Here is a 21,225-nt window from a genome sequence, read left to right as displayed (position 1 = left end):
TAGGCCAGCGAGCGATCGGACGCTCGGCCTTTCGGTCCGGCGCATATACATAGGCGACGCCCGGCGGGATGGACGTGTCCGACGCCAAGCGCCTGAAGGCCTTGGAAGACGAGAATGCCAAGCTGAAGAAGCTGCTCGCAGACCAGATGCTCGAAGCCTCAGCGCTGCGTGAGCTGCTGTCAAAAAATGGTAGGGCCCGCCGCCAAGCGCGAAGCCGTTGCGCATCTGCAGGCCGTCATGGGCTTGTCGGAGCGTCGGGCCTGTTCCTTTGTGGGCGCTGATCGCAAGATGATCCGCTACCAGTCCCGGCGTCCGCCCGAGACGGAGCTGCGTGGTCGGCTGCGTGACCTCGCCAACGAGCGCCGACGCTTCGGCTACCGGCGGCTGTTCATCCTGCTCAGGCGCGAGGGCGAGGCATCTGGGGTCAACCGCATCTATCGGCTCTACCGCGAGGAGGGCCTGACGGTGTGCAAGCGCCGGGCAAGGCGGCGAGCGGTCGGCCCGCGGGCGCCGATCCTGGTCGAGGCAAAGCCGAACGCGCGCTGGTTGTTGGATTTCGTCCATGACCAGTTCGCCTTCGGCCGGCGGTTCCGGGTGCTCAACATCGTCGACGACGTGACGCGCGAATGCCTGGTGGCGATCCCGGACACGTCGATCTCCGGCCGCCGGGTGGCGCGTGAACTGACGGAACTGATCGCCAACCGCGGCAAGCCCGGCATGATCGTATCCGACCACGGCACCGAGTTCACCTCGAACGCTATTCTCGCCTGGGCGAAGGATCATCGGGTGGAATGGCACTACATCGCGCCGGGCAAGCCGATGTAGAACGGCTATTTCGAGTCATTCAATGGACGGATGCGCGATGAGCTCCTGAACGAGAGCCTTTTCTTCGGCCTGGATCACGCCCGCAGTGCCATCGCCGAATGGAGGGAGGACTTCAACACCGCCAGGCCACATTCCTCGCTCCGATACCAGACCCCGGCAGCCTATGCCGAGGTCATCACCGCAACCGGCTCCGACGCTGCGCTAATCGAAGACTCCGCGCCTCCGCCGGTTGCTCAACCCGCGCCACAAGGCGTAACAAAAACGGTCGAGGCTCTAATCGCAGCTGGATGACAGTTCAGTGGCAGGTCAGGCGTGCTTGGGCGCGCGCTCGCGAGCGGCCAAGCGCGCAGGCGATTTATGGCCGGCACGCTAAACAGCGCTAGCTGTCTTCATCCGGCTTTACTAATTCGACATGGCTGACACCCAGCGCCTGGGACAGTTCGAGAAGGGTAATAACGGTAGGATTGCGTCGACCACGTTCCAGACTGCTTAGGTATTGCTGGCTGTAGCCCGACCGGGCTTCCACCTGCTCCTGCGTCAGGCCTTTCTCCCTCCGAAGTCGGGCAAAGTTCCTTCCGACCAGTTGACGCATATCCATGCGCCACATTCGCCGTTTACATACTTTAAGTTTATCAACTATAGTATGTATTTTCGGATCGGTCGAATGACCGTGCCGGAATTGGTTAGGAGGTGTTCGATGCTGCCACAGACCACACCCACGTTCTCTGAGCCCATCGCTCGGGCCGCTGCCATTCAGAATGCAAATGATCCTGCTTTGAGCTTGTGGACCGACTGGCACCGCGCTCGCCACGTGTCGCTGGTCCTGTGTCGGGTGCAGCAGCGGTTGGAGACGCGAATGATGGTAAATCCCGGAATTCCGGTATTGACCGATGGAGAACCGAAAACGCGTCGAACTTCGGTGGCCGCGTCGGAGGAGGGATCGGAATATGCGGTGGTTCGCGAGGCCGAGGTGTTTGCGATGACCGAGGCGCTCCGATTTCAGGATGCGATTCCCGACATCGCGGCTCAGTCTCTCGTGGGTATCGTGGCAAAACTGGAAATGATTGTTGGCGCCGACCGGGACATTGGCGACCCGACGGATTTTCCATGGCCGCATGTCGCATCCGTTCTTAGCGACCTGAAGGCGATTGCTGGGGATCTGCCGGCCTACCGGTTAAACCGGGCCGCTACCCGCGCGGATGTGGCACGACATCGGAAAGAAGCAACCAAGCTCGTCGCGGCCTTGGAGGCGCACGGGTGAACGGCTCAAGTACCTATATCGGCGCGGTCAACGCCAACACGGAAAACAGCGATCTGATCGTGGAACGCGTTTAAGACTAATGGCTCGCCTTTAACGCGTCTAGCAGATCTCCCCATTCCTGCATTAGCGTGACCCGCTGCTCCCAATAGGTCGCTCGGTTGTAGGTCCGCCGGATGGCGTTCTTGTCCTGGTGCGCCAGGACAGTTTCAATCACGTCTGGATCGTAGTCGCGGGCATTGAGGATGGTGCTGGCGGTCACCCGGAAACCATGGGCGGTCACTTCGTCCTTTCCGTAGCCCATACGTCGTAGCGCGGCGTTCATGGCGTTCTCGGAAAGCGGCCGTTTTGTGGAGCGGATCGAAGGAAAGACCAGGCCGCCGTCCTCCGAGAGCTGCCAGACCTCTTCCAAGACCGAAAGCGCCTGTTTGGACAGTGGTACGTCGTGCGGAGCACGCATCTTCATGCGCTCGGCCGGAATATGCCAGACGGCCTTCTTTCGGTCGAACTCGTCGCGCGTAGCGCCCCGTACTTCGCCGGGGCGGACACAGGTGAGGGCAAGAAACTGGAGGGCGGCTTTGATGGTTGGCCAGCCGTCGTATTCGCCGACCGTCATCAGAAGCTTTCCGAACTTCTTTTCATCGGTGATAGCGGCACGACCGTTGACTTTCGGCGGCTGGAGAGCGCCCCGGAGGTGTAGGGTTGGGTCGGCTTCTGCCCGTAAGGTGACAATGGCCAAGCGGAAGACGCTGCCTATCACGCCGCGTAAACGCCGCGCTGTCTCTCTTCGACCACTCTTTTCGATCTTCTGGAGGAGTTGGAAAATCTCGGCTGGAGTGATCTCGTTGATGGGGCGTTTGGCGAGTGGGCCGGCCAGATCTTCCAGGAGCCATTTGGTTTTGGTGACGGTAGCCGCCGCAGCATCCCGTTCCTCCATCCGCGTGACGTACTCCTCGGCGACCAAGGCGAAGGTGGTGCGTGCTTCCGTGATGGCGGCAGTCTTCTCCTCTTTGCGTTTGGTGGAGGGGTTGATGCCGGCGATCAACAGCCTCTTAGCGTCGTCGCGCTTTCCTCTCGCGTCGAGAAGTGACACCAGCGGGTACTTTCCAAAGGAGAGGATATTTTCCTTCTCCAGGTAGCGGTACCGCAGTTGCCAGAGTTTGGAGCCGTTGTTCCGGACGAGGAGATAAAGCCCGTCGCCATCGGCAACACGATACGGCTTGTCTTTGGGCTTAGCGTTCTTGCAGGCGAAGTCGGAGAGAGACATGGGTAACGGACCTCCCGGGTAATGGGTAACGCCTAAATCGTTACCCACAAACCGATGCGTTGCAACGGTACGCGGTGGGTCACCATAAACCGCCAAACTAGGCTAAGTGATTGATTTGTATTGATTGGTGAGACGTCGTGAGAAGCGATGGGAAAGTGAAATGGTGCCCAGAGGCGGATTCGAACCACCGACACGCGGATTTTCAGTCCGCTGCTCTACCAACTGAGCTATCTGGGCCTGCTCCGGCTAACGAAAACTCGTGTTCCGGATTTCATGGCGACGCCGTGGCGCCCCTTGAAAGCGCGTGGGTTATAGCACGGGAATTCGGCCTGTCCAGCGCCCAGATGTGGATTTCCTTGAGGAAAAGAAATGCCGTCCGATGGGCCTGTTTCCATGCCGTGCGCACGCCTATCTGGCGCTTGCCAGTCCCTTGCGGAAGTCGGACGGCGTCATGCCGGCCAGCTTGCGGAAGGATTTGTTGAAGGCGCTAAGCGAGCCGAAGCCTGAATCCATGGCGACGCGCAGCACATTGGCGTCCTGATGCATCAACAGCGCCTGCGCGTAGCTCAGCCGCAACAGGTTGACATATTCGTTGAGCGTCATGCCGGTCGATTTCTTGAACAGGCTCATGGCGTATTTCGGGTGGATGTCGGCGGCCGCCGCTATGTTCATGCAATCGATGTCGTAGAGGAAATTCTCGGCGATGAAATCGCACATACGCCCGACATTGCGCGACGACTGCTGGTCGAAGGGAGTGCCCCCTTCCTGCCCGGCGGCGTTTCCCGGCACCAGCCGGTAGGGCTCGAACCGCACCCGCTCCAGCCTGAGCAGGAGTTCGTTGACGGCGTGCTCGGCCTTGGCCGGATCGCCAGAGCGGGCATAGCGGTTCCAGCGGGCAAAATTGTCGTTGTCGGATTGATCGGTGGCGCTGGTTACCAGCGTCGCACCCGTCATCAGCCGGTGGCGTACGTCCGCCGGCAAATGCAGGCGAAAGAAGTGCACCAGTGGCAGATGCGCGCCGGCATAGACGGCGTCGTCGCTCAAATCGTCCATCTGGTGCGGCAGGCCGCCCCAGAACAGGCACATCTCGCCGGCCGAAAGCGCTATTTGGTGCTCGTTCATGCGGTAGTGGACGGTGCCGCGGACGATGAAATTCACCTCGACCTGGGCGTGCCAGTGCGGCTTGAGCATCACCAGCGGATTGGTGTGGAACATCTGTAACAGCAGCGGCAGGCCTTCCACGCTGCTGGCGCCGGGCTGGTAAAACGGCCTGTCAGACATCTTACTTTCCGCCAATTTCATATTCCCTCTGTCAGGGACAGGCCTTTGCCGGTGCCTAGTCTAGCCACGCTCGCAGAGAGAGCAAATGAAATGGGAGGATTTCAATGCGCATCACACTGTCCTGCGCCGCGCTAGCGCTTGCCCTGGGCTCCGCCCCGGCTTTCGCACAATCCGGCGAAATCACGATCTGGAGCTGGAATATCGCCGCTTCATCCCTGAAAGCAACGGTTGCCGGCTTCAACAAGCTGCATCCCGACATCAAGGTCACGGTCCAGGATCTCGGCAACCAGCCGACCTATGACAAGTCGATCGCCGGATGCGCGGCCGGTGGCGTCGGCCTGCCCGATATCGTCACCATCGAGAATGGCGAGGCCGAGAATTACTGGAGCCAGTTCCCCGACTGTTTCGTCGACCTGCACACGCTGGGCTACACGGCTGAGGACCAGAAGAAATTCCCCGATTTCAAGCGCACCGAACTCGAAGTCGGCGACAAGGCTTATGCGATGCCGTGGGATTCCGGCCCGGTCGCCGCCTTCTATCGCCGCGACTTCTATGAGAAGGCCGGCGTCGATCCGGCATCGATCAAGACCTGGGACGATTTCATCGCCGCCGGCAAGAAGATCCAGGCCGCCAATCCGGGGGTCTCGATGACCAACGCCGATTTCAACGGCGACAGTGAATTCTTCCGCATGATCTCCAACGAACAGGGCTGCGCTTATTTTGCCGAGGATGGCCAGTCGATCACGGTCAACCAGCCCAAATGCGTCGACGCCATGACCAAGGTCAAGGAGATGAAGGACGCCGGCATCGTCTCTTCGGCCGACTGGAGCACCAAGATCACCAACAACACCGCCGGAACCGTTGCCACCCAGGTCTATGGTGGCTGGTATGAGGGCACCATCCGCACCGAGTCGGCCGGCGAAAACGGCAAATGGGGCGTCTACCTGATGCCGAGCCTGACCGCGGACGGCCCGCGCGCCGCCAATCTCGGTGGCTCCTCGCTCGCCATCACCTCGGCGTCGAAGAACAAGGAAGCCGCCTACGAGTATTTGAAATACACGCTCGGCACCAATGAAGGCCAGATCACCATGCTGAAGGAGTTCGGTCTCGTCCCCTCGCTGGTCTCGGCCCTGAACGACCCCTATGTCAGCCAGGGCCTGCCCTACTGGGGCGGCCAGGCGGTGTGGAAGGATATTCTGGGCACTTTGCCCAAGGTTGTTCCGAGCCGCGGCACGCAGTTCCAGAGCGATGCCGAGATCATCGTGCGCGCCGTGCAGACCAAATATCTGGCCGGCGGCTATCCCGACGCCAAGGCGGCACTCGACGATGCCGCCAGCCAGATCGCCTCGGCGACTGGGCTGCCTGTCAAATCCTGAGGTGCTGACAGCTTCCTTCTCCCCGTCGCTATAAGGGGAGAAGGTGCCGGTCCACTCTCCGCAGCTGCTGCGGAGGACGGGCAGGCGGATGAGGGGCGGCGCCTACTTCGGCAATTGCCGCCTGCACAAACCAGAAAAGCAGAAAGGAGGAGGAGAAAAGATGCGCAACCGCAATGCCACGGCCTATCGCTTCCTCACACCCTATCTCCTGATCTTCGCCATCTTCTGGGTGTGGCCGATCATCTCCTCGTTCCTGATCTCGTTCCAGGCGACGCGCACCGTGCCGTGGCGCTTCGCACCCGGCTTCAACTGGGGCCGGCTGATCGGCGACCCTGCCTTCTTCAACGCGCTGAAGAACACGCTGCTCATCCTTGTCATCCAGGTTCCGGTGATGATCGCGCTGGCCATGGTAATGGCGGTGCTGCTGAATTCGCCGTTGCTCAAGGCGCGCGGCCTCTACCGCTTCGCCTTCTTCGCCCCGGTCGTCGTCGGCGAGGTCGCCTATTCGGCGGTGTTCCGGCTGATGTTCAGCCTCGATTTCGGCATCGTCAACAAGCTCCTGAACAGCATTGGCCTGCCCAAGATCGACTGGTTCTCCAATGTCACGCCGGCCATGGCGCTGATCATGATCGCGGTGACCTGGCGCTGGGCCGGCTACAACGCCATTATCCTGCTGGCCGGCATGCAATCCATTCCCGACGATGTCTACGAGGCGGCGACGCTCGACCGGGTGAGCAAGCTCAAGCAATTCTTCCACATCACCCTGCCGCTGTTGAAGCCGGTCATCGTCTTCTGCGCCGTGCTGTCGATCATCGGCACCATGCAATTGTTCACCGAGCCGTTCCTGATCACCGAGCGTGGCGGGCCGGGCGGTGGCACCGAGACGCTCGGCCTGCTGCTTTACCGCCAGGGTTTCCGCTCGCTCAACTTCGGCTATGCCTCGGCCGTCGCCTACACCATGGCGGGTCTCGCGATCGCCATCACGCTGGTGCAGCTGTGGCTGACGAGGGAACCGAAATGAGCTCACTCTCATCGGCAAGACTGAAACGAAGCATCGCGCTGCACCTCTTCCTCACGCCGCTGGCGCTGATCTGGCTGTTTCCGCTGTGGATGATGGTGGTGTTCTCGACCATGCCCGACAACGGCATCTTCAGCCCCGGCATCGAACTGTTGCCGCACGGCAATTTCATCGACAATTTCAACAATCTGCAGCGCGACACCGACTTCGTCGGCGCCATCATCATCTCCGTTTGCGTGGCGGTGACCTACACCGTCCTGTCGGTGCTTTTGACATCGATGGCCGGCTGGGCGCTGGCCCGCTACCAGTTCTTCGGCAAAAGCGTGGTCGTCGCCATCATCCTGGGCACCATCACGCTGCCCTATGCGGTGGTGCTGATCCCGCAATTCATCATGGTGGCGCGCGACTTCAAGCTCGCCAACACATGGGTGGCGCTGATCGTGCCGCCGCTGTTCAATTCGCTTGGCGTGCTGTTCATGCGCCAGAGCTTTTCCATGATGCCGGACGATCTGTTCGATGCCGCCCGCGTCGAGGGCGTCAAGGAGTGGCGCATCTTCGTCTTCATCGCCTTGCCGTTGGCGCGACCGATGCTGGCCGCGCTCTGCATCATCCTGTTCCTCGCCTCCTGGAACAATTATCTGTGGCCGCTGCTCATCAACAGCCAGCCGGGTTCGATGACAGCACCCGTGGCGCTCGGCACGCTGATCGGCCTGACCAAAGTATCGTGGGGCGGCATCATGGCGGGCGCGGTGATGCTGACCGTGCCGATGCTCATCGTCTTCGTGCTCCTGCAGCGTCATTTCATCGCCGGCATCGCCGCCGGCGCGGTCAAGTAGGGAGCAGAATGGCCACCGTCACACTCACAAATGTCGCCAAGCGCTTCGGCGCCTTCGAGGTCGTCCATGGCGCCAACATCGACATCGCCGATGGCGAGTTCGTCGTCTTCGTCGGCCCGTCGGGCTGCGGCAAGTCCACGCTGCTCCGGATGATCGCCGGGCTGGAGGACATCAGCGGCGGCGAGATCGCCATCGGCGGCAAGGTGGTCAACGATGTCGAGCCGGCCGACCGTGGCATCGCCATGGTGTTCCAGTCCTACGCGCTCTATCCGCATATGAGCGTCGAACAGAACCTCTCCTTCGGGCTGCGCATGACCGGCAACCCCAAGGCCGACACCGAGCGGCGGGTGAAGCGCGCGGCCGAGATCCTGCGCATCAGCGAATTGATGGAGCGGCGCCCCAAGAAACTTTCCGGTGGCCAGCGCCAGCGTGTCGCCATCGGCCGCGCCATCGTGCGCGAGCCGCAAGTGTTCCTTTTCGACGAGCCGCTCTCCAATCTCGATGCCGAACTGCGCGTCCAGATGCGGGTCGAGATCTCAAGGCTGCACAAGGAACTCGGCGCCACAATGGTCTATGTCACCCACGACCAGACCGAGGCGATGACGCTCGCCGACCGGATCGTCGTGCTGCGCGGCGGCCATGTCGAACAGATCGGCCGGCCGCTCGATCTCTATGACAATCCCGACAATATCTTCGTGGCCGGCTTTGTCGGTTCGCCGAAGATGAACTTCATCAAGGCCCACATTGTCGGGCGTGATGCAAAAGGCGTTGTGGTCGAACTGGCGGGCGAGGAGAAGACCCGTGTCGTCCAACCGCTGACAGGCGCCGCGCCCGAACCGGGCAGCAAGGTCATCGTCGGCGTGCGGCCGGAACATTTCGGCAGTGCGGGGGAGGGCGACGCCGACCTCACCGTCGCCATCGACGTGGTCGAGCACCTCGGCGGCACGAGCTTTCTCTATGCCAGGACGGCCCATGGCGAGGACGTGGTGATCCAGCGCGACGCGGCAAAAGTCCCCGAGACATCAGATGTCACCGTTTCCATCCGCAAATCCTACCTGTTCGACGAAAAAGGGCTGCGGCTGCGCTGACCGGCCGCCCCTTTCCCAGCCCGCAAGGAGAATGACATGACTTCAACCACGCCCATTCGCTGGGGCATTCTTGGGCCGGGAGGCATCGCCAAGGCCTTTGCCGGCGGCGTCGCCGGTTCGCATACCGGCAAACTGGTCGCCATCGGCGCGCGCAATCCCGGCAAGCCGGGCCTGGCCGAGAGCTTTCCCGGCGCCCGCGTCCTCGATGGCTATGACGCTCTGCTCGCCGACCCTGAGATCGACGCGGTCTATATCGCGGTCCCGCATCCCGGTCATGCGCAATGGGCGATCAGGGCGGCGGAAGCCGGAAAGCATGTGCTGTGCGAAAAGCCGCTGGCGCTGACCGCCTTCGAGGCCGACGCCATGATGCATGCGGCGCGCAAGGCCGGCATCTTCCTCGGCGAGGCTTTCATGTACCGGCTGCATCCGCAGACGCTGCAACTGGTCGACCTGATCAAGTCGGGCGTCATTGGCGAAATCAGAATGATCAAGTCGAGCTTCGGCTTCGCCATGCCTGGTTTCATGCCGCGGCACCGGCTCTATGCCAACGACCTCGCCGGCGGCGGCATCCTCGACGTCGGCGGTTATCCCGTTTCGATGGTGCGGCTGATTGCCGGCGCCGCCATCGGAGCGCCCTTCGCTGAGCCCGACAAGGTGGCCGGCGCGGCCCATCTTGGCCAGTCCGGCGTCGACGAGTGGGCCTCCGCTGTCCTGCATTTTCCCGGCGGTGTCGTCGCCGAGGTTTCCTGCAGCATCTCGCTCAACCAGGACAATGTCCTGCGCATCCTCGGCACCAAGGGGCGTATCGAGGTGCCGGACTTCTGGTTCGCCGGCGGCGACCGCGATGTCGGCCTCGGCCGGATCGACGTGATCGGTGCCGACGGCGCGCGCGAGACCATCAGCGTCAACGAGAAGCGCCATGTCTATTCCTTCGAGGTCGATGCCGCCGGCGAGGCGATCCGTGCCGGGCGCCAGGAATTCGCCTGGCCGGGCATGGGCTGGGCCGACAGCCTCGGCACCTTGCGCGTGCTCGACAGATGGCGCGCGGCGGTGGGGCTGGAATATGAGATCGAGAAGGCCTCGCTGCGCACCAACACCATCTCCGGGCGACCCTTGCGCCCGGGCGGCACCGCGATCGGCAAGCGCACCATTCCGGGCCTGGCGAAGCCGGCCTCCGTGGTGGCGCTCGGCTTCGAGGATTTCCGCACCTTTTCCTCCGGGTCGATCCTGCTCGACGCCTTCTTCGAGGCTGGCGGCAATCTCTTCGACACCGGCTATGTCTATGGCGGCGGCTACACCGAGACGCTGCTCGGCCAATGGCTGAGGAACCGTGGCGTGCGCGAGCAGTCGGTCGTCATCGCCAAGGGCGCGCATTCGCCGCTCTGCTATCCCGACGTGATCGCCAAGCAGCTTGCCCAGTCGCTAGACCGCCTGCAGACCGACCATGTCGATGTCTATTTCATGCATCGCGACAATCCGGACGTGCCGGTCGGCGAATTCGTCGACGCCATGGACCGCGAGGTCAAGGCCGGGCGCATTCGGGGTCCGTTCGGCGGCTCGAACTGGACGATGCAGCGCATGGACGAGGCGATTGCCTATGCCGAGCGCACCGGCAAGCAGAAGCCCGGCGTGCTCTCCAACAACTTCTCGCTGGCCGAAATGCTGGAGCCGATCTGGGCCGGCTGCGTCACCTCCTCCACCGATGATTGGAAAGCCTGGCTGACGTCCAGGCAGATGCCGAACTTCGCCTGGTCGAGCCAGGGGCGGGGCTTCTTCACCGACCGCGCCGGGCGCGACAGGCGCGACAGCGAGGAACTGGTTCGGGTCTGGTACTCCGAGCGCAATTTCGGCCGCCGCGACCGCGCGATCGAACTCGCCGCACGGCTGCGCAAGAGCCCGATCCACATTGCGTTGGCCTATGTGCTCAATCAGCCTTTCCCGTCGGTTCCGTTGATAGGGCCGCGCACGCTGGGCGAACTGGACGACAGCTTGCGTGCGCTGGACATCGCGCTTTCGCCTGCCGAACTCGAGTGGCTGGACGGCGGCAGCCTGCACGCGGCCTGACTAAACAAGGTCCCAAGCGGCGTCAGGCTTCGTCGTCCGACAGCCTGACGCCGCGCCTGGCCGGCATTTGCAGGCTGGCATACATGCCGGTGGTGCGGAACTGGCTGGGCGTCGTGCCGTAAAGCCGGCGGAAGACCTTCGAAAAATAATTCGCGTCCTCGAAACCGCACAGGATGGCCACTTCCTTCACCGGCAGGAAGTCCGCCTTGGTCAGCAGTTTCGCCGCCCGTTGCAGCCGCTGCTGCAGCACGAACTCGGCGGGCGGCAGGCCTTCGCTCTCGGCGAAGCAGCGCGAGAAATGAGCCCGGCTGAGCCCGCTGATCTGGGCGAGGTCCGCCACCGGCAGGGCTTTGTCGAGATTGGCGTTGATGTGATCGATGACCGGCTGCATGGCGCTCTGTTTTTCGGCAAAGGCGTGCGAGCCGAACACATCGTCATAGAGCGCCATTGCAGCCTCGTAGGCGATGGCCGAAGCAGCGCCTGGCGAAGCGGCCCCCTGGATGAGGCGAAGGCTGCAATCGGCGAGATGATCGATCGTCGCCGGCTGCAGCCGAAAGACCGGTCCCGACACGTCGAGGATCGATTTGTGAATGCGCAACGCCTCCTCGCCGTTCATCGAGATCCAGAAATATTCCCAGCGGTCGCCCTTCGCCAGCCAGTAGCGGTGGTTGTGCGGCACCAGCACCAGCAGCGTGTCGTTCGTCTGCAGACGGTAATCACGGTTCTCGTAGCGCAGCCGGCCGGTGCCGCTGATCGTATGCTGGAGTACGGTGAACGGTGTCTGGCCGCGCTTTCGCCCGTCCCAATCATAGGTCACGTCCTCGCGCACTTCATAGCCCGTGCTCGTCGGCATGGCATGCAGGCGCTGGCGGCCGCGCGGCAGCGAGACCGTGCGCATCGACTGTCCGTTGGCGATCAAATCCCGCAGCACAAAATTACCCCTGAAAGCATAATCCTTCTCTGGCCGCGCCCGCGAATATGCGCATAATCCCGCCTCGAAGAACGCGAATAACCCGCGATCGAGGAGCGGGCGGGAGGAGAGAAAGCCGGATTCCGGCTTGAATGGCTTGCACGCCAAGGCGTGTGGCCGTTTTCCTCCCTTGCTGCTCCTTGCCTAGCATTCGATTGGATCGAGGTGAAGGTGATGAGTTTCAAAATCGCTATTATCGGCGCCGGCAGCGTCGGTTTCACCAAGAAGCTGTTCACCGACATTCTCTGCGTGCCCGAATTCAAGGACATCGAATTCGCGCTGACCGACGTCAGCGAGCACAATCTTGGGATGATCAAGGCGATCCTCGACAGGATCGTCGAGGCGAACGGATTGCCGACCAGGGTGACGGCGACGACCGACCGCCGCAAGGCGATCGAGGGCGCGCGCTATATCATCAGCTGCGTGCGGGTCGGCGGCCTCGAAGCCTATGCGGACGATATCCGCATTCCCTTGAAATACGGCATCGACCAGTGCGTCGGCGACACCATCTGCGCCGGCGGCATCCTCTACGGCCAGCGCAACATTCCGGTGATCCTCGATTTCTGCCGGGACATTCGCGAGGTGGCGGAGACGAACGCGAAATTCCTCAATTACGCCAACCCGATGGCGATGAACACCTGGGCGGCGATCGAATACGGCAAGGTCGACACGGTCGGCCTCTGCCACGGCGTCCAGCACGGCGCCGAACAGATCGCCGAGGTGCTGGGTGCGAAATCGCCGCGGGAACTCGATTATGTCTGTTCCGGCATCAACCATCAGACCTGGTTCATCGAGCTGCGGCTGAACGGCCGTGAAATCGGCAAGGACGAACTGGTCGCCGCCTTCGAGGCGCACCCGGTCTATTCCCAGCAGGAAAAGCTGCGCATTGACGTGCTCAAGCGTTTCGGCGTCTATTCCACCGAAAGCAACGGGCATCTTTCCGAATACCTGCCCTGGTACCGCAAGCGTCCCGACGAGATTACGCGCTGGATCGACATGTCGGACTGGATCCATGGCGAGACGGGCGGTTACCTCCGTTATTCCACCGAGACCCGCAACTGGTTCGAGACCGAATACCCGCAATTCCTCGAAGCGGCGTCGAAGCCGATCGATGCGTCAAAGCGCTCCAACGAGCATGCCAGCCACATATTGGAGGCGCTGGAAACCAACCGCGTCTATCGTGGCCACTTCAACGTCAAGAACGATGGCGTAATCACCAATCTGCCGCGCGACGCCATCATCGAGTCACCCGGTTTCGTCGACCGCTTCGGCATCAACATGGCCGCCGGCATCACGCTGCCGGAAGCCTGTGCCGCCACCTGCATGGCCTCGATCAATGTCCAGCGCATGTCGGTCCATGCCGCGATCTCTGGCGACATCGATCTTCTGAAGCTTGCCGTGCTGCACGACCCGCTGGTCGGCGCCGTCTCGACGCCGGAGGAGGTCTGGCAAATGGTCGACGAAATGGTTGTCGCCCAGGCGCAGTGGTTGCCGCAATATGCCCATGCGGTTCCGGCGGCCAAGGAGCGGTTGTCGAAATCAGCGGTCAAGACCCGCGACTGGGCGGGTGCCGCGCGGCGGAACGTGCGCTCGATCGAGGAATTGCGCGCCGAAAAAGCCGCGCTGAAACAGGCCGTCTGAGAACCGAGCGCGGCGGCGGACCCACGGGAGGCAGGTCCATCGCAGTCAGTCGTCCGGGAGCAGTTCCAGCAAAAGTGTGAAGCGGTTTTCCTGGAACTGCGTCGAGGCATAAACAAGGCAAGACGAGCAGCAGCAGACGTCTGAACACGAGGGAGGAGACAATGAGGAACCTACGCAGCATTGGCATTGCCGCTGGACTGGCGCTGAGCGTCTCCGTTCCGGCGCTCAACGCTTTCGCTTCCGAACCGACCGTCGCGCCGGTGCCGGCGACGTTTCCGGCCGAGGGCAAGATCAAGTACGTGGCGCGTGACTCCATCCTGGAGTTCAAGGCGCTGCCCGAGTATCACGAGCCCGACTGGGTCACGGAAAAATACGTCAAGGCAGGCAAGCTGCCGCCGGTGAAAGATCGGCTGCCGAAGGAGCCGCTGGTCTTCAAGACCGGCAACATGCCGGACGGCATCGGCGTGTACGGCGATACGATGCGCCATGTCATCGGCGGCCGGCCGGAAGGCTGGAACTACGGCGCCGGCCAGACCCAAGGCTGGGGCGGCATCGACATCGGCCTTTCCGAATGCCTGACGCGCACCGCGCCGCTGTTCCAGGTCGAGGCGAAGGACACCGAGCCGCTGCCCAACCTCGCCAAAAGCTGGGATTGGTCAACCGATGGCCACAAGCTGACCATGCATCTCGTCGAAGGTGCCAAATGGTCCGACGGCGTGCCATTCAACGCCGACGATGTCATGTTCTACTGGGACGACGAGGTCATGGATCCCAACGTCTCGCCGCTCAATGGCGCCACCCAGGAAACCTTCGGCGTCGGCACGACGCTCAAGAAGATCGACGACTACACCGTCGAGTGGACCTTCAAGGATGCCTTCCCGAAACAGCACCTCTACGCAATGGCCTATGGCACCTTCTGCCCCGGTCCCTCGCACATCTTGAAGCCGCAGCACCCGAAATATTCGAAGAACACCTACGACCAGTTCAAGAACGCCTTCCCGCCGGAATATATGAACATGCCGGTCATGGGCGCCTGGGTGCCGGTCGAATATCGGGCCGACGACATCATCGTCATGCGCCGCAATCCGTACTATTGGAAGGTGGACGAGAAGGGCAACCAACTGCCCTATCTCAACGAGCTGCATTACAAGCTGTCGACCTGGGCCGACCGCGACGTTCAGGCTGTCGCCGGTGCAGGCGACTTCTCCAATCTTGAGCAGCCGGAAAATTTCGTTGCCTCTCTGAAGCGCGCGGCGGAGCCGAATGCGCCGGCACGTCTGGCCTTCGGCCCGCGGCTGATCGGCTACAATCTGCGCCTGAACTTTTCCGCCAATGGCTGGGGCAACCCGGACGAGCGCGGCCAGGCGATCCGCGAACTGAACCGCAACGAGGATTTCCGCAAGGCCGTCACCATGGCGCTTGACCGCAAGGCGCTGGGCGATTCCCTCGTCAAGGGGCCGTTCACCGCGATCTATCCGGGCGGCCTCTCCTCGGGCACCAGCTTCTATGACCGCAAATCCACCGTCTACTATCCTTTCGACCTCAAGGGCGCCAAGGCCGAACTCGCCAAGGCCGGCCTGAAGGACACCGACGGCGATGGTTTCGTCAACTTCCCGGCCGGTACCGCCGGCGGCAAGAATGTCGAGATCGTGATGCTGGTCAACAACGACTACACGACCGACAAGAGCCTCGCCGAAGGCGTGGTCGCGCAGATGGAGAAGCTTGGCCTGCGGATCGTGCTCAACGGGCTTAACGGCACCCAGCGCGATGCCACGCAATACTCAGGCCGCTTCGACTGGCTGATCCGGCGCAATGAGCAGGAGCTGACCTCCGTGGTGCAGAACACCGTGCAGCTCGCTCCAGTCGGCCCCAAGACCAGCTGGGATCACCGCGCGCCGGAAAGCGGCGAGGTCGATCTGATGCCTTTCGAGAAGGACCTCGTCGACATCGTCAACAAGTTCGTCTCATCGGCGGATAACGACCAGCGCGCCAGTCTGATGCGGGACTTCCAGAAGATCTCGACCGAACACGTCTACAATATCGGCCTGACGGAATATCCCGGCGCGCTGATCATCAACAAGCGCTTCTCGAACATTCCGCAGGGCACCCCGATCTTCATGTTCAACTGGGCCGAGGATTCGATCATACGCGAACGGGTCTTCGTCGCGGCCGACAAGCAGGCCAAATACGAACTGTTCCCCGAAGAGCTTCCCGGCAAGCCCGGAGACAAGGGGCCGATGTAAGTTTAAGGGCCCCGATGTAAGTTTACCTCCCCTGACTGAGAGAGACCCGGCCGCGCCGCTGGCGCGGCCGGGACAAACCAACCCTCCGAACGCCCCTCCAAGGGAGCGACCCGGCGAGATGAGGAAGCGGACCGTCCATGCTGCGATTCCTGCTCACGCGCATAGCGTCGGCAATACCGGTTCTCGCTATTCTGAGCCTGGTCACCTTTGCCATCATCCAGGCGCCGCCGGGCGACTATGCCGATTACATCCGCTCGCAGCTCATCAACCAGGGCGGAGCCTCTTTCGCCGAGGCCGACGCGCAAGCCCAGGCCTATCGCGTCGAACACGGCCTCGATAAGCCGCTGCCCGTCCAGTACCTCAACTGGGTCGGCGGCATCGTCACCCGCGGCGATTTCGGCTACAGCCTCTATTACAACAAGCCGGTGGCCGACGTCGTCGGCGAGCGCCTGCCGCGCACGCTGCTTCTGGCTTTGGTCTGCCATCTGCTCGCCTCGGTGCTGGGCATCACCTTCGGCATCTGGGCGGCGACCCGGCAATACACCTGGATCGACTCGACCCTGTCGGCGATTTCGTTCCTCGGCATGACGGTGCCGCGCTTCCTGATGGCGCTGATCATCGTCTATCTCCTGGTCTTCCAGTTCAACGTGTCGGAGATCGGCTCGTTCTTCTCGCCGCAATATGGCGGTGCGCCATGGTCGTGGGCCAAATTCGTCGACCTGGTCAAGCATGTCTGGCCGGTGGTGGCCATCGCCACCTTCGGCGGCCTCGCCTACAATATGCGCGTCATGCGCGGCAATCTGCTCGACACGCTCAACGCGCAATATGTCGAGACGGCGAGAGCCAAGGGACTGACCGGCGGAGCCGTCGTCATGCGCCACGCGGTGCCCAACGCACTGCATCCGCTGGTCATGTATCAGGGCGTGGTGCTGCCCTATATGCTGACCGGCGAGATCGAGACGGCCATCATCTTCGCGCTGCCGACCGTCGGTCCGGCGATCGTCGGCTCGATGGCGGTCGGCGACGTCTATGTCACCGCCACCTTCATGATGGTGCTGTCGGCGACGCTGATCGTCGGCAACATCATCGCCGACATGCTGCTCGTCCTGCTCGATCCGCGCGTGCGCCAGTTCGGGGAGGGCTAGATGCTGGCACGAGACCCTTCACCACCGCCACTGCCGGCCGAGCGAGCCACGGTGGCGCCCACACGCGGCAATGAGAGCTACATGGCGCTGGTCTGGCGCCGGCTGAAGCGCTCCTGGACCGGTATGGCCGGGCTTTGGCTGGTGGTGCTGCTCCTGGTCATGGCCGTGTTCGCCGAATTCCTGGCGCCGATGGATCCGAAGGCGACCGATGTCGGCTTCGCCCCGCCGCAGCTGCCGTCCTTCCATGACAAGGACGGCAATTTCGTCGCGCGGCCGAGGGTCTACGCGCTGGCCGATTCGGCCGACCTCGATCCGGTCACTTTCCAGCCCATCGTCGGCCCCGACTACGACCATCCGAGGCTGCTCGGCTTCTTTGTCGAAGGCGCACCCTACAAGCTCTTCGGGCTGATACCGGCGAACCGGCATTTCTTCGCCTCGACGGACGGCCAGCCGGTGCATTTCCTCGGCACCGACAAGTTCGGCCGCGACGTGCTGTCGCGCGCCATCCACGGCTCGCGCGTCTCGCTGATGATCGCGCTGACGGTTGTCTTCATCATCACCGTCATCGGCACCACCGTTGGCATGGTCTCCGGCTATTTCGGCGGCCGGTTCGATGTCTGGATGCAGCGCTTCGTCGAACTGGTGCTCGCCTTCCCGCAACTGCCGCTCTACTTGGCGCTGACGACGCTGATCCCGGTCACCGCGCCGACCGATGTGTTCCTCGCCTTCGTCATCATCGTCATGTCGGCGCTCGGCTGGGCGCAGATGTCGCGCGAGGTGCGCGGCAAGACGCTGGCGCTGGCGCGCATAGAGTATGTGCGCGCCGCCATGGCTGTCGGGGCCACTGACCGACGCATCATTCTGCAGCACATCTTCCCCAATGTGATGAGCCACGTGATCGTCGCCGTGACGCTTGCGATCCCGACGGTGGTGCTGCTCGAATCCTTCCTCGGGTTCCTCGGTTTTGCCGTCAAGCCGCCGCTGATCTCCTGGGGCCTGATGCTGCAGGACACCGCGACCTATTCGGTCATCGGAACCTATCCCTGGATCCTGTCGCCGGTCGGTTTCGTGCTCGTCACCGTCTTTGCCTTCAACGCGCTGGGCGACGGCCTGCGCGATGCCGTCGATCCGTATTGAGGGGACCGGGATGACCGTCGTACTCGCCGAGCCCTTCGCACCAGCCTTCCGCCTTGACCATGATGGGCGCCAGGGAGAGCCCGTCATCGATGCCCGCAACATCGAGGTCGCCTTCAAGGTCGAGCACGGCGTCGTCGAGGCGGTCAAGGACATCTCGTTCCAGCTCTATCGCGGCGAGACGATCGCGATCGTCGGCGAATCTGGTTCCGGCAAGTCGGTGACGGCGCGCACCGTCATGGGGTTGCTGTCGCGCCGCGCCACCGTGTCGCCGAAATCGAGCATCTGTTACGACGGTCAGGACATCCTGAAATTCCCCGAAAGCGCCCGGCGCAAGCTGCGCGGCAACCGCATCTCGATGATCTTCCAGGAGCCGATGAGCTCGCTCAATCCGATCTATACGGTCGGCAGCCAGATCGTCGAAGCAATCCGGGTGCATCGCAAGGTGAGCCGCAGGCAAGCCTGGGCACGGGCGCTCGAACTGCTGCGGCATGTGCAGATTCCCGAACCCGAGGCGCGGCTCAAACAATATCCGCACCAGCTCTCGGGCGGGCAGCGGCAGCGCGTGATGATCGCCATGGCGCTCGCCAACGATCCCGACGTGCTGATCGCCGATGAGCCGACGACCGCGCTTGATGTCACTGTCCAGGCACAGATCCTCAACCTGATCCGCAATCTGCAGAAAGAGCTGCGGATGGCGGTGATCCTGATCACCCACGATCTCACCGTGGTGCGCAAGTTTTCCGACTATGTCTATGTGATGCAGCATGGCGAAATGTGCGAGCACAACGTCACCGAACGGCTCTTCGCCGCTCCGCGTCATCCCTACACCCAACGGCTGCTTGCGTCCGAGCCACGCGGCCGACCGCAACCGCTGCCGGAGGGCTCAGGCACCATCCTCGAGGCGAACGGCGTGCGCGTCTGCTTCATGCTGCGCCACGGCACGTTCCTGAAGCCCGACTGGCGTGAACTGGTCGCCGTCGACGATCTCGACCTCAAGCTTTGCCGCCACGAGACGCTGGGCCTGGTCGGCGAATCCGGTTCCGGCAAGACCACCTTCGGCCAGGCGCTGCTGAGGTTGACCGACGCCAAACGCGGCGAGATCCGCTTCGATGGCCAGCCTATCCATGGCTTGTCGCGAGCGCAGATGCGGCCGCTTCGTTCGCGCATGCAGATCGTCTTCCAGGACCCGTACTCCTCGCTCAACCCGCGCATGACGATCGGCCAGATCATCGAGGAAGGGTTGATCGTCAACAGCATCGGCGCGACACGGCGCGAACGGGTCGAGCGGGTGCGCGAGGCGCTGGTCAGCGCCGGCATGCCGGGCGATATCCTGTCGCGGTTTCCGCATGAATTCTCCGGTGGTCAGCGCCAGCGCATCGCGATTGCGCGGGCCATCGCGCTCGAACCCGAATTCATCCTGCTCGACGAGCCGACATCGGCGCTGGACCTCTCCGTCCAGGCGCAGATCATCGATCTGCTGCGCAAGCTGCAGGATGAGCGCGGCCTGAGCTACCTCTTCATTTCGCACGACCTCAAGGTGGTGCGCGCGCTGTGCCACCGCGTCATCGTCATGCAGCACGGCAAGATCGTTGAGCAGGGACCCGTCGACGAGGTCCTCACCAATCCCAAGACCGCCTACACCGAACGGCTCGTCAGGGCCGCTTTCGACGTGGCCTGAACACATGCCGGAGGTTACATTGGCAAGACATCCCAGGATCACTTTCATCGGTGCCGGTTCGACGGTGTTCATGAAGAACATTGTCGGCGACGTGCTGCAGCGCCCGGCGCTTTCGGGCGCCACGATCGCGCTGATGGACATCAATCCGCAGCGGCTGGAAGAAAGCGCCGTTGTCGTCAACAAGCTGATCGCCACACTCGGCGTCAAGGCGAAGGCCGAAACCTACACGGACCAGCGCAAGGCGCTGGCGGGCGCAGATTTCGTCGTCGTCGCCTTCCAGATCGGCGGCTATGAGCCCTGTACCGTTACGGATTTCGAGGTGCCGAAGAGATACGGCCTGCGCCAGACGATCGCCGATACGCTCGGCGTCGGCGGCATCATGCGCGGCCTGAGGACCGTGCCGCATCTTTGGAAGATCTGCGAGGACATGCTTGCCGTGTGTCCGCAGGCGATCATGCTGCAATACGTCAACCCGATGGCGATCAACACCTGGGCGATCTCAGAGAAATACCCCGAGATCAGGCAGGTCGGGCTGTGCCACTCGGTGCAAGGCACGGCGATGGAACTGGCGCACGATCTCGACCTTCCCTACGACGAGATTCGTTACCGCTCGGCCGGCATCAATCACATGGCCTTCTACCTGAAGTTCGAACATCGCCAGCCGGACGGATCCTACCGCGACCTCTATCCCGATCTTGTGCGCGCCTATCGCGAAGGCCGCGCGCCGAAGCCCGGCTGGAACCCCCGCTGCCCCAACAAGGTGCGCTACGAGATGCTGACCCGGCTGGGTTATTTCGTCACCGAAAGCTCGGAACATTTTGCCGAATACACGCCCTATTTCATCAAGGACGGCCGCCCCGATCTGATCGAGAAATACGGCATTCCGCTCGATGAATACCCGAAGCGCTGCATCGAGCAGATCGAGCGCTGGAAAGACCAGGCGCAGGCCTATAACTCGGCCCAGCGCATCGAGGTCGAGGAGTCCAAGGAATATGCCTCATCGATCATGAATTCGGTCTGGACCGGCGAGCCGTCGGTGATCTACGGCAATGTCCGCAACAATGGATGCATCACCTCGCTGCCCCGCGATTGTGCCGCCGAAGTGCCGTGCCTCGTCGATGCTTCCGGCATCCAGCCGACCTATATCGGCGACCTGCCGCCGCAGCTTACGGCGCTGATCCGCACCAACATCAATGTGCAGGAACTGACGGTGCGGGCGCTGATGAGCGAAAACCGCGAACACATCTACCACGCGGCGATGATGGACCCGCACACTGCGGCCGAACTCGACCTCGACCAGATCTGGTCACTGGTCGATGATCTCCTGGCCGCTCACGGCGACTGGCTGCCAGCCTGGACGCGTGGAAATCGCAAGAACCAGGCCGCCTGACCGGCGGC

16 protein-coding genes, 1 tRNA gene and 1 pseudogene are annotated in these 21,225 nt (G+C 62.5%); 13 read left to right on the top strand and 5 right to left on the bottom strand.

The window, feature by feature from the left end; translation table 11 throughout:
* Nucleotides 1–62 precede the first annotated feature (62 nt).
* Nucleotides 63–1,116: pseudogene (locus FJW08_RS26640) on the top strand (IS3 family transposase); the annotation flags it as partial.
* A gap of 88 nt (nt 1,117–1,204) precedes the next feature.
* On the opposite strand, the gene FJW08_RS26635 reads toward FJW08_RS26640, so the two are convergent.
* The gene (locus tag FJW08_RS26635; RefSeq protein WP_140812938.1) at nt 1,205–1,423 is read right to left on the bottom strand and encodes a helix-turn-helix transcriptional regulator; all 219 of its coding nucleotides are present in this window, start codon (nt 1,421–1,423) and stop codon (nt 1,205–1,207) included.
* A gap of 99 nt (nt 1,424–1,522) precedes the next feature.
* On the opposite strand from FJW08_RS26635, the gene FJW08_RS26630 reads away from it, so the two are divergent.
* Nucleotides 1,523–2,086 (top strand): hypothetical protein, encoded by a 564-nt coding sequence (locus tag FJW08_RS26630; RefSeq protein ID WP_246682586.1) that lies wholly within the window; start codon nt 1,523–1,525, stop codon nt 2,084–2,086.
* A 76-nt stretch (nt 2,087–2,162) separates the two neighbouring features.
* Here FJW08_RS26630 and FJW08_RS26625 read toward each other — a convergent pair whose 3' ends face one another.
* The 3 genes from FJW08_RS26625 to FJW08_RS26615 all read right to left on the bottom strand — a co-directional run bounded on the left by FJW08_RS26625 (nt 2,163) and on the right by FJW08_RS26615 (nt 4,652).
* Nucleotides 2,163–3,350, bottom strand: coding sequence for an integrase arm-type DNA-binding domain-containing protein (locus FJW08_RS26625; RefSeq protein ID WP_140812937.1), 1,188 nt, complete (start codon nt 3,348–3,350; stop codon nt 2,163–2,165).
* A 161-nt stretch (nt 3,351–3,511) separates the two neighbouring features.
* A tRNA-Phe gene (locus FJW08_RS26620) sits at nt 3,512–3,587 on the bottom strand.
* 171 nt (nt 3,588–3,758) lie between these two features.
* Nucleotides 3,759–4,652, bottom strand: coding sequence for a helix-turn-helix domain-containing protein (locus FJW08_RS26615; RefSeq protein ID WP_181178605.1), 894 nt, complete (start codon nt 4,650–4,652; stop codon nt 3,759–3,761).
* 83 nt (nt 4,653–4,735) lie between these two features.
* Here FJW08_RS26615 and FJW08_RS26610 point away from each other — a divergent pair, with 83 nt between their 5' ends.
* From FJW08_RS26610 to FJW08_RS26590, 5 genes are all read left to right on the top strand, one after another.
* Nucleotides 4,736–6,007 (top strand): ABC transporter substrate-binding protein, encoded by a 1,272-nt coding sequence (locus FJW08_RS26610; RefSeq protein WP_140758902.1) that lies wholly within the window; start codon nt 4,736–4,738, stop codon nt 6,005–6,007.
* 160 nt (nt 6,008–6,167) lie between these two features.
* On the top strand, nt 6,168–7,028 hold the full coding sequence (locus FJW08_RS26605) for a sugar ABC transporter permease (protein ID WP_140812936.1): 861 nt from the start codon (nt 6,168–6,170) through the stop codon (nt 7,026–7,028).
* A complete protein-coding gene (locus FJW08_RS26600) occupies nt 7,025–7,861 on the top strand; it encodes a carbohydrate ABC transporter permease (protein WP_027146569.1) in 837 nt (278 codons plus the stop codon). Before FJW08_RS26605 ends, FJW08_RS26600 begins: the two co-directional genes overlap by 4 nt.
* Before the next feature lie 8 nt (nt 7,862–7,869).
* Nucleotides 7,870–8,949, top strand: a complete 1,080-nt coding sequence (gene ugpC, locus FJW08_RS26595) for a sn-glycerol-3-phosphate ABC transporter ATP-binding protein UgpC (protein WP_140812935.1) — start codon at nt 7,870–7,872, stop codon at nt 8,947–8,949.
* A gap of 36 nt (nt 8,950–8,985) precedes the next feature.
* Nucleotides 8,986–11,013: an aldo/keto reductase gene (locus FJW08_RS26590; RefSeq protein WP_140812934.1), complete on the top strand. Its 2,028-nt coding sequence runs from the start codon at nt 8,986–8,988 to the stop codon at nt 11,011–11,013.
* A gap of 22 nt (nt 11,014–11,035) precedes the next feature.
* On the opposite strand, the gene FJW08_RS26585 is transcribed toward FJW08_RS26590, so the two are convergent.
* Entirely contained in the window at nt 11,036–12,091 is a 1,056-nt protein-coding gene (locus FJW08_RS26585; protein WP_348642696.1) for an AraC family transcriptional regulator, read from the bottom strand.
* A 66-nt stretch (nt 12,092–12,157) separates the two neighbouring features.
* Between FJW08_RS26585 and FJW08_RS26580 the strand changes: the two genes are divergently transcribed.
* From FJW08_RS26580 to FJW08_RS26555, 6 genes are all read left to right on the top strand, one after another.
* Nucleotides 12,158–13,624: an alpha-glucosidase/alpha-galactosidase gene (locus tag FJW08_RS26580; protein WP_140812933.1), complete on the top strand. Its 1,467-nt coding sequence runs from the start codon at nt 12,158–12,160 to the stop codon at nt 13,622–13,624.
* Between the two features lie 161 nt (nt 13,625–13,785).
* Nucleotides 13,786–15,867 carry an ABC transporter substrate-binding protein gene (locus FJW08_RS26575; RefSeq protein ID WP_140812932.1) on the top strand — a complete coding sequence of 694 codons (2,082 nt, stop codon included), beginning with the start codon at nt 13,786–13,788 and terminating at the stop codon, nt 15,865–15,867.
* A 137-nt stretch (nt 15,868–16,004) separates the two neighbouring features.
* On the top strand, nt 16,005–17,012 hold the full coding sequence (locus tag FJW08_RS26570) for an ABC transporter permease (RefSeq protein ID WP_140812931.1): 1,008 nt from the start codon (nt 16,005–16,007) through the stop codon (nt 17,010–17,012).
* A complete protein-coding gene (locus FJW08_RS26565) occupies nt 17,013–18,149 on the top strand; it encodes an ABC transporter permease (protein ID WP_140812930.1) in 1,137 nt (378 codons plus the stop codon).
* A gap of 10 nt (nt 18,150–18,159) precedes the next feature.
* Nucleotides 18,160–19,827, top strand: coding sequence for an ABC transporter ATP-binding protein (locus FJW08_RS26560; protein WP_140812929.1), 1,668 nt, complete (start codon nt 18,160–18,162; stop codon nt 19,825–19,827).
* Nucleotides 19,828–19,846: 19 nt separating this feature from the next.
* Nucleotides 19,847–21,217, top strand: coding sequence for an alpha-glucosidase/alpha-galactosidase (locus FJW08_RS26555; protein ID WP_140812928.1), 1,371 nt, complete (start codon nt 19,847–19,849; stop codon nt 21,215–21,217).
* Nucleotides 21,218–21,225: the final 8 nt, after the last annotated feature.

The sequence above is a fragment of the Mesorhizobium sp. B3-2-1 genome (assembly GCF_006439515.1).
GTDB lineage: Bacteria > Pseudomonadota > Alphaproteobacteria > Rhizobiales > Rhizobiaceae > Mesorhizobium.
Note: the sequence above shows the minus strand (reverse complement) of the source record. Positions and strands in the feature narration are given on the sequence as shown.

What these genes read in the sequence shown, in the direction of transcription:
- FJW08_RS26610 (WP_140758902.1), top strand. Translation starts at nt 4,736, where the DNA reads ATGCGCATCACACTGTCCTGCGCCGCGCTAGCGCTTGCCCTGGGCTCC.
- FJW08_RS26570 (WP_140812931.1), top strand. Translation starts at nt 16,005, where the DNA reads ATGCTGCGATTCCTGCTCACGCGCATAGCGTCGGCAATACCGGTTCTC.
- FJW08_RS26635 (WP_140812938.1), bottom strand. Translation starts at nt 1,423, where the DNA reads ATGGATATGCGTCAACTGGTCGGAAGGAACTTTGCCCGACTTCGGAGG.
- FJW08_RS26615 (WP_181178605.1), bottom strand. Translation starts at nt 4,652, where the DNA reads ATGAAATTGGCGGAAAGTAAGATGTCTGACAGGCCGTTTTACCAGCCC.
- FJW08_RS26605 (WP_140812936.1), top strand. Translation starts at nt 6,168, where the DNA reads ATGCGCAACCGCAATGCCACGGCCTATCGCTTCCTCACACCCTATCTC.
- FJW08_RS26625 (WP_140812937.1), bottom strand. Translation starts at nt 3,350, where the DNA reads ATGTCTCTCTCCGACTTCGCCTGCAAGAACGCTAAGCCCAAAGACAAG.
- FJW08_RS26580 (WP_140812933.1), top strand. Translation starts at nt 12,158, where the DNA reads ATGAGTTTCAAAATCGCTATTATCGGCGCCGGCAGCGTCGGTTTCACC.
- FJW08_RS26600 (WP_027146569.1), top strand. Translation starts at nt 7,025, where the DNA reads ATGAGCTCACTCTCATCGGCAAGACTGAAACGAAGCATCGCGCTGCAC.
- FJW08_RS26575 (WP_140812932.1), top strand. Translation starts at nt 13,786, where the DNA reads ATGAGGAACCTACGCAGCATTGGCATTGCCGCTGGACTGGCGCTGAGC.
- FJW08_RS26630 (WP_246682586.1), top strand. Translation starts at nt 1,523, where the DNA reads ATGCTGCCACAGACCACACCCACGTTCTCTGAGCCCATCGCTCGGGCC.
- ugpC (WP_140812935.1), top strand. Translation starts at nt 7,870, where the DNA reads ATGGCCACCGTCACACTCACAAATGTCGCCAAGCGCTTCGGCGCCTTC.
- FJW08_RS26560 (WP_140812929.1), top strand. Translation starts at nt 18,160, where the DNA reads ATGACCGTCGTACTCGCCGAGCCCTTCGCACCAGCCTTCCGCCTTGAC.
- FJW08_RS26590 (WP_140812934.1), top strand. Translation starts at nt 8,986, where the DNA reads ATGACTTCAACCACGCCCATTCGCTGGGGCATTCTTGGGCCGGGAGGC.
- FJW08_RS26565 (WP_140812930.1), top strand. Translation starts at nt 17,013, where the DNA reads ATGCTGGCACGAGACCCTTCACCACCGCCACTGCCGGCCGAGCGAGCC.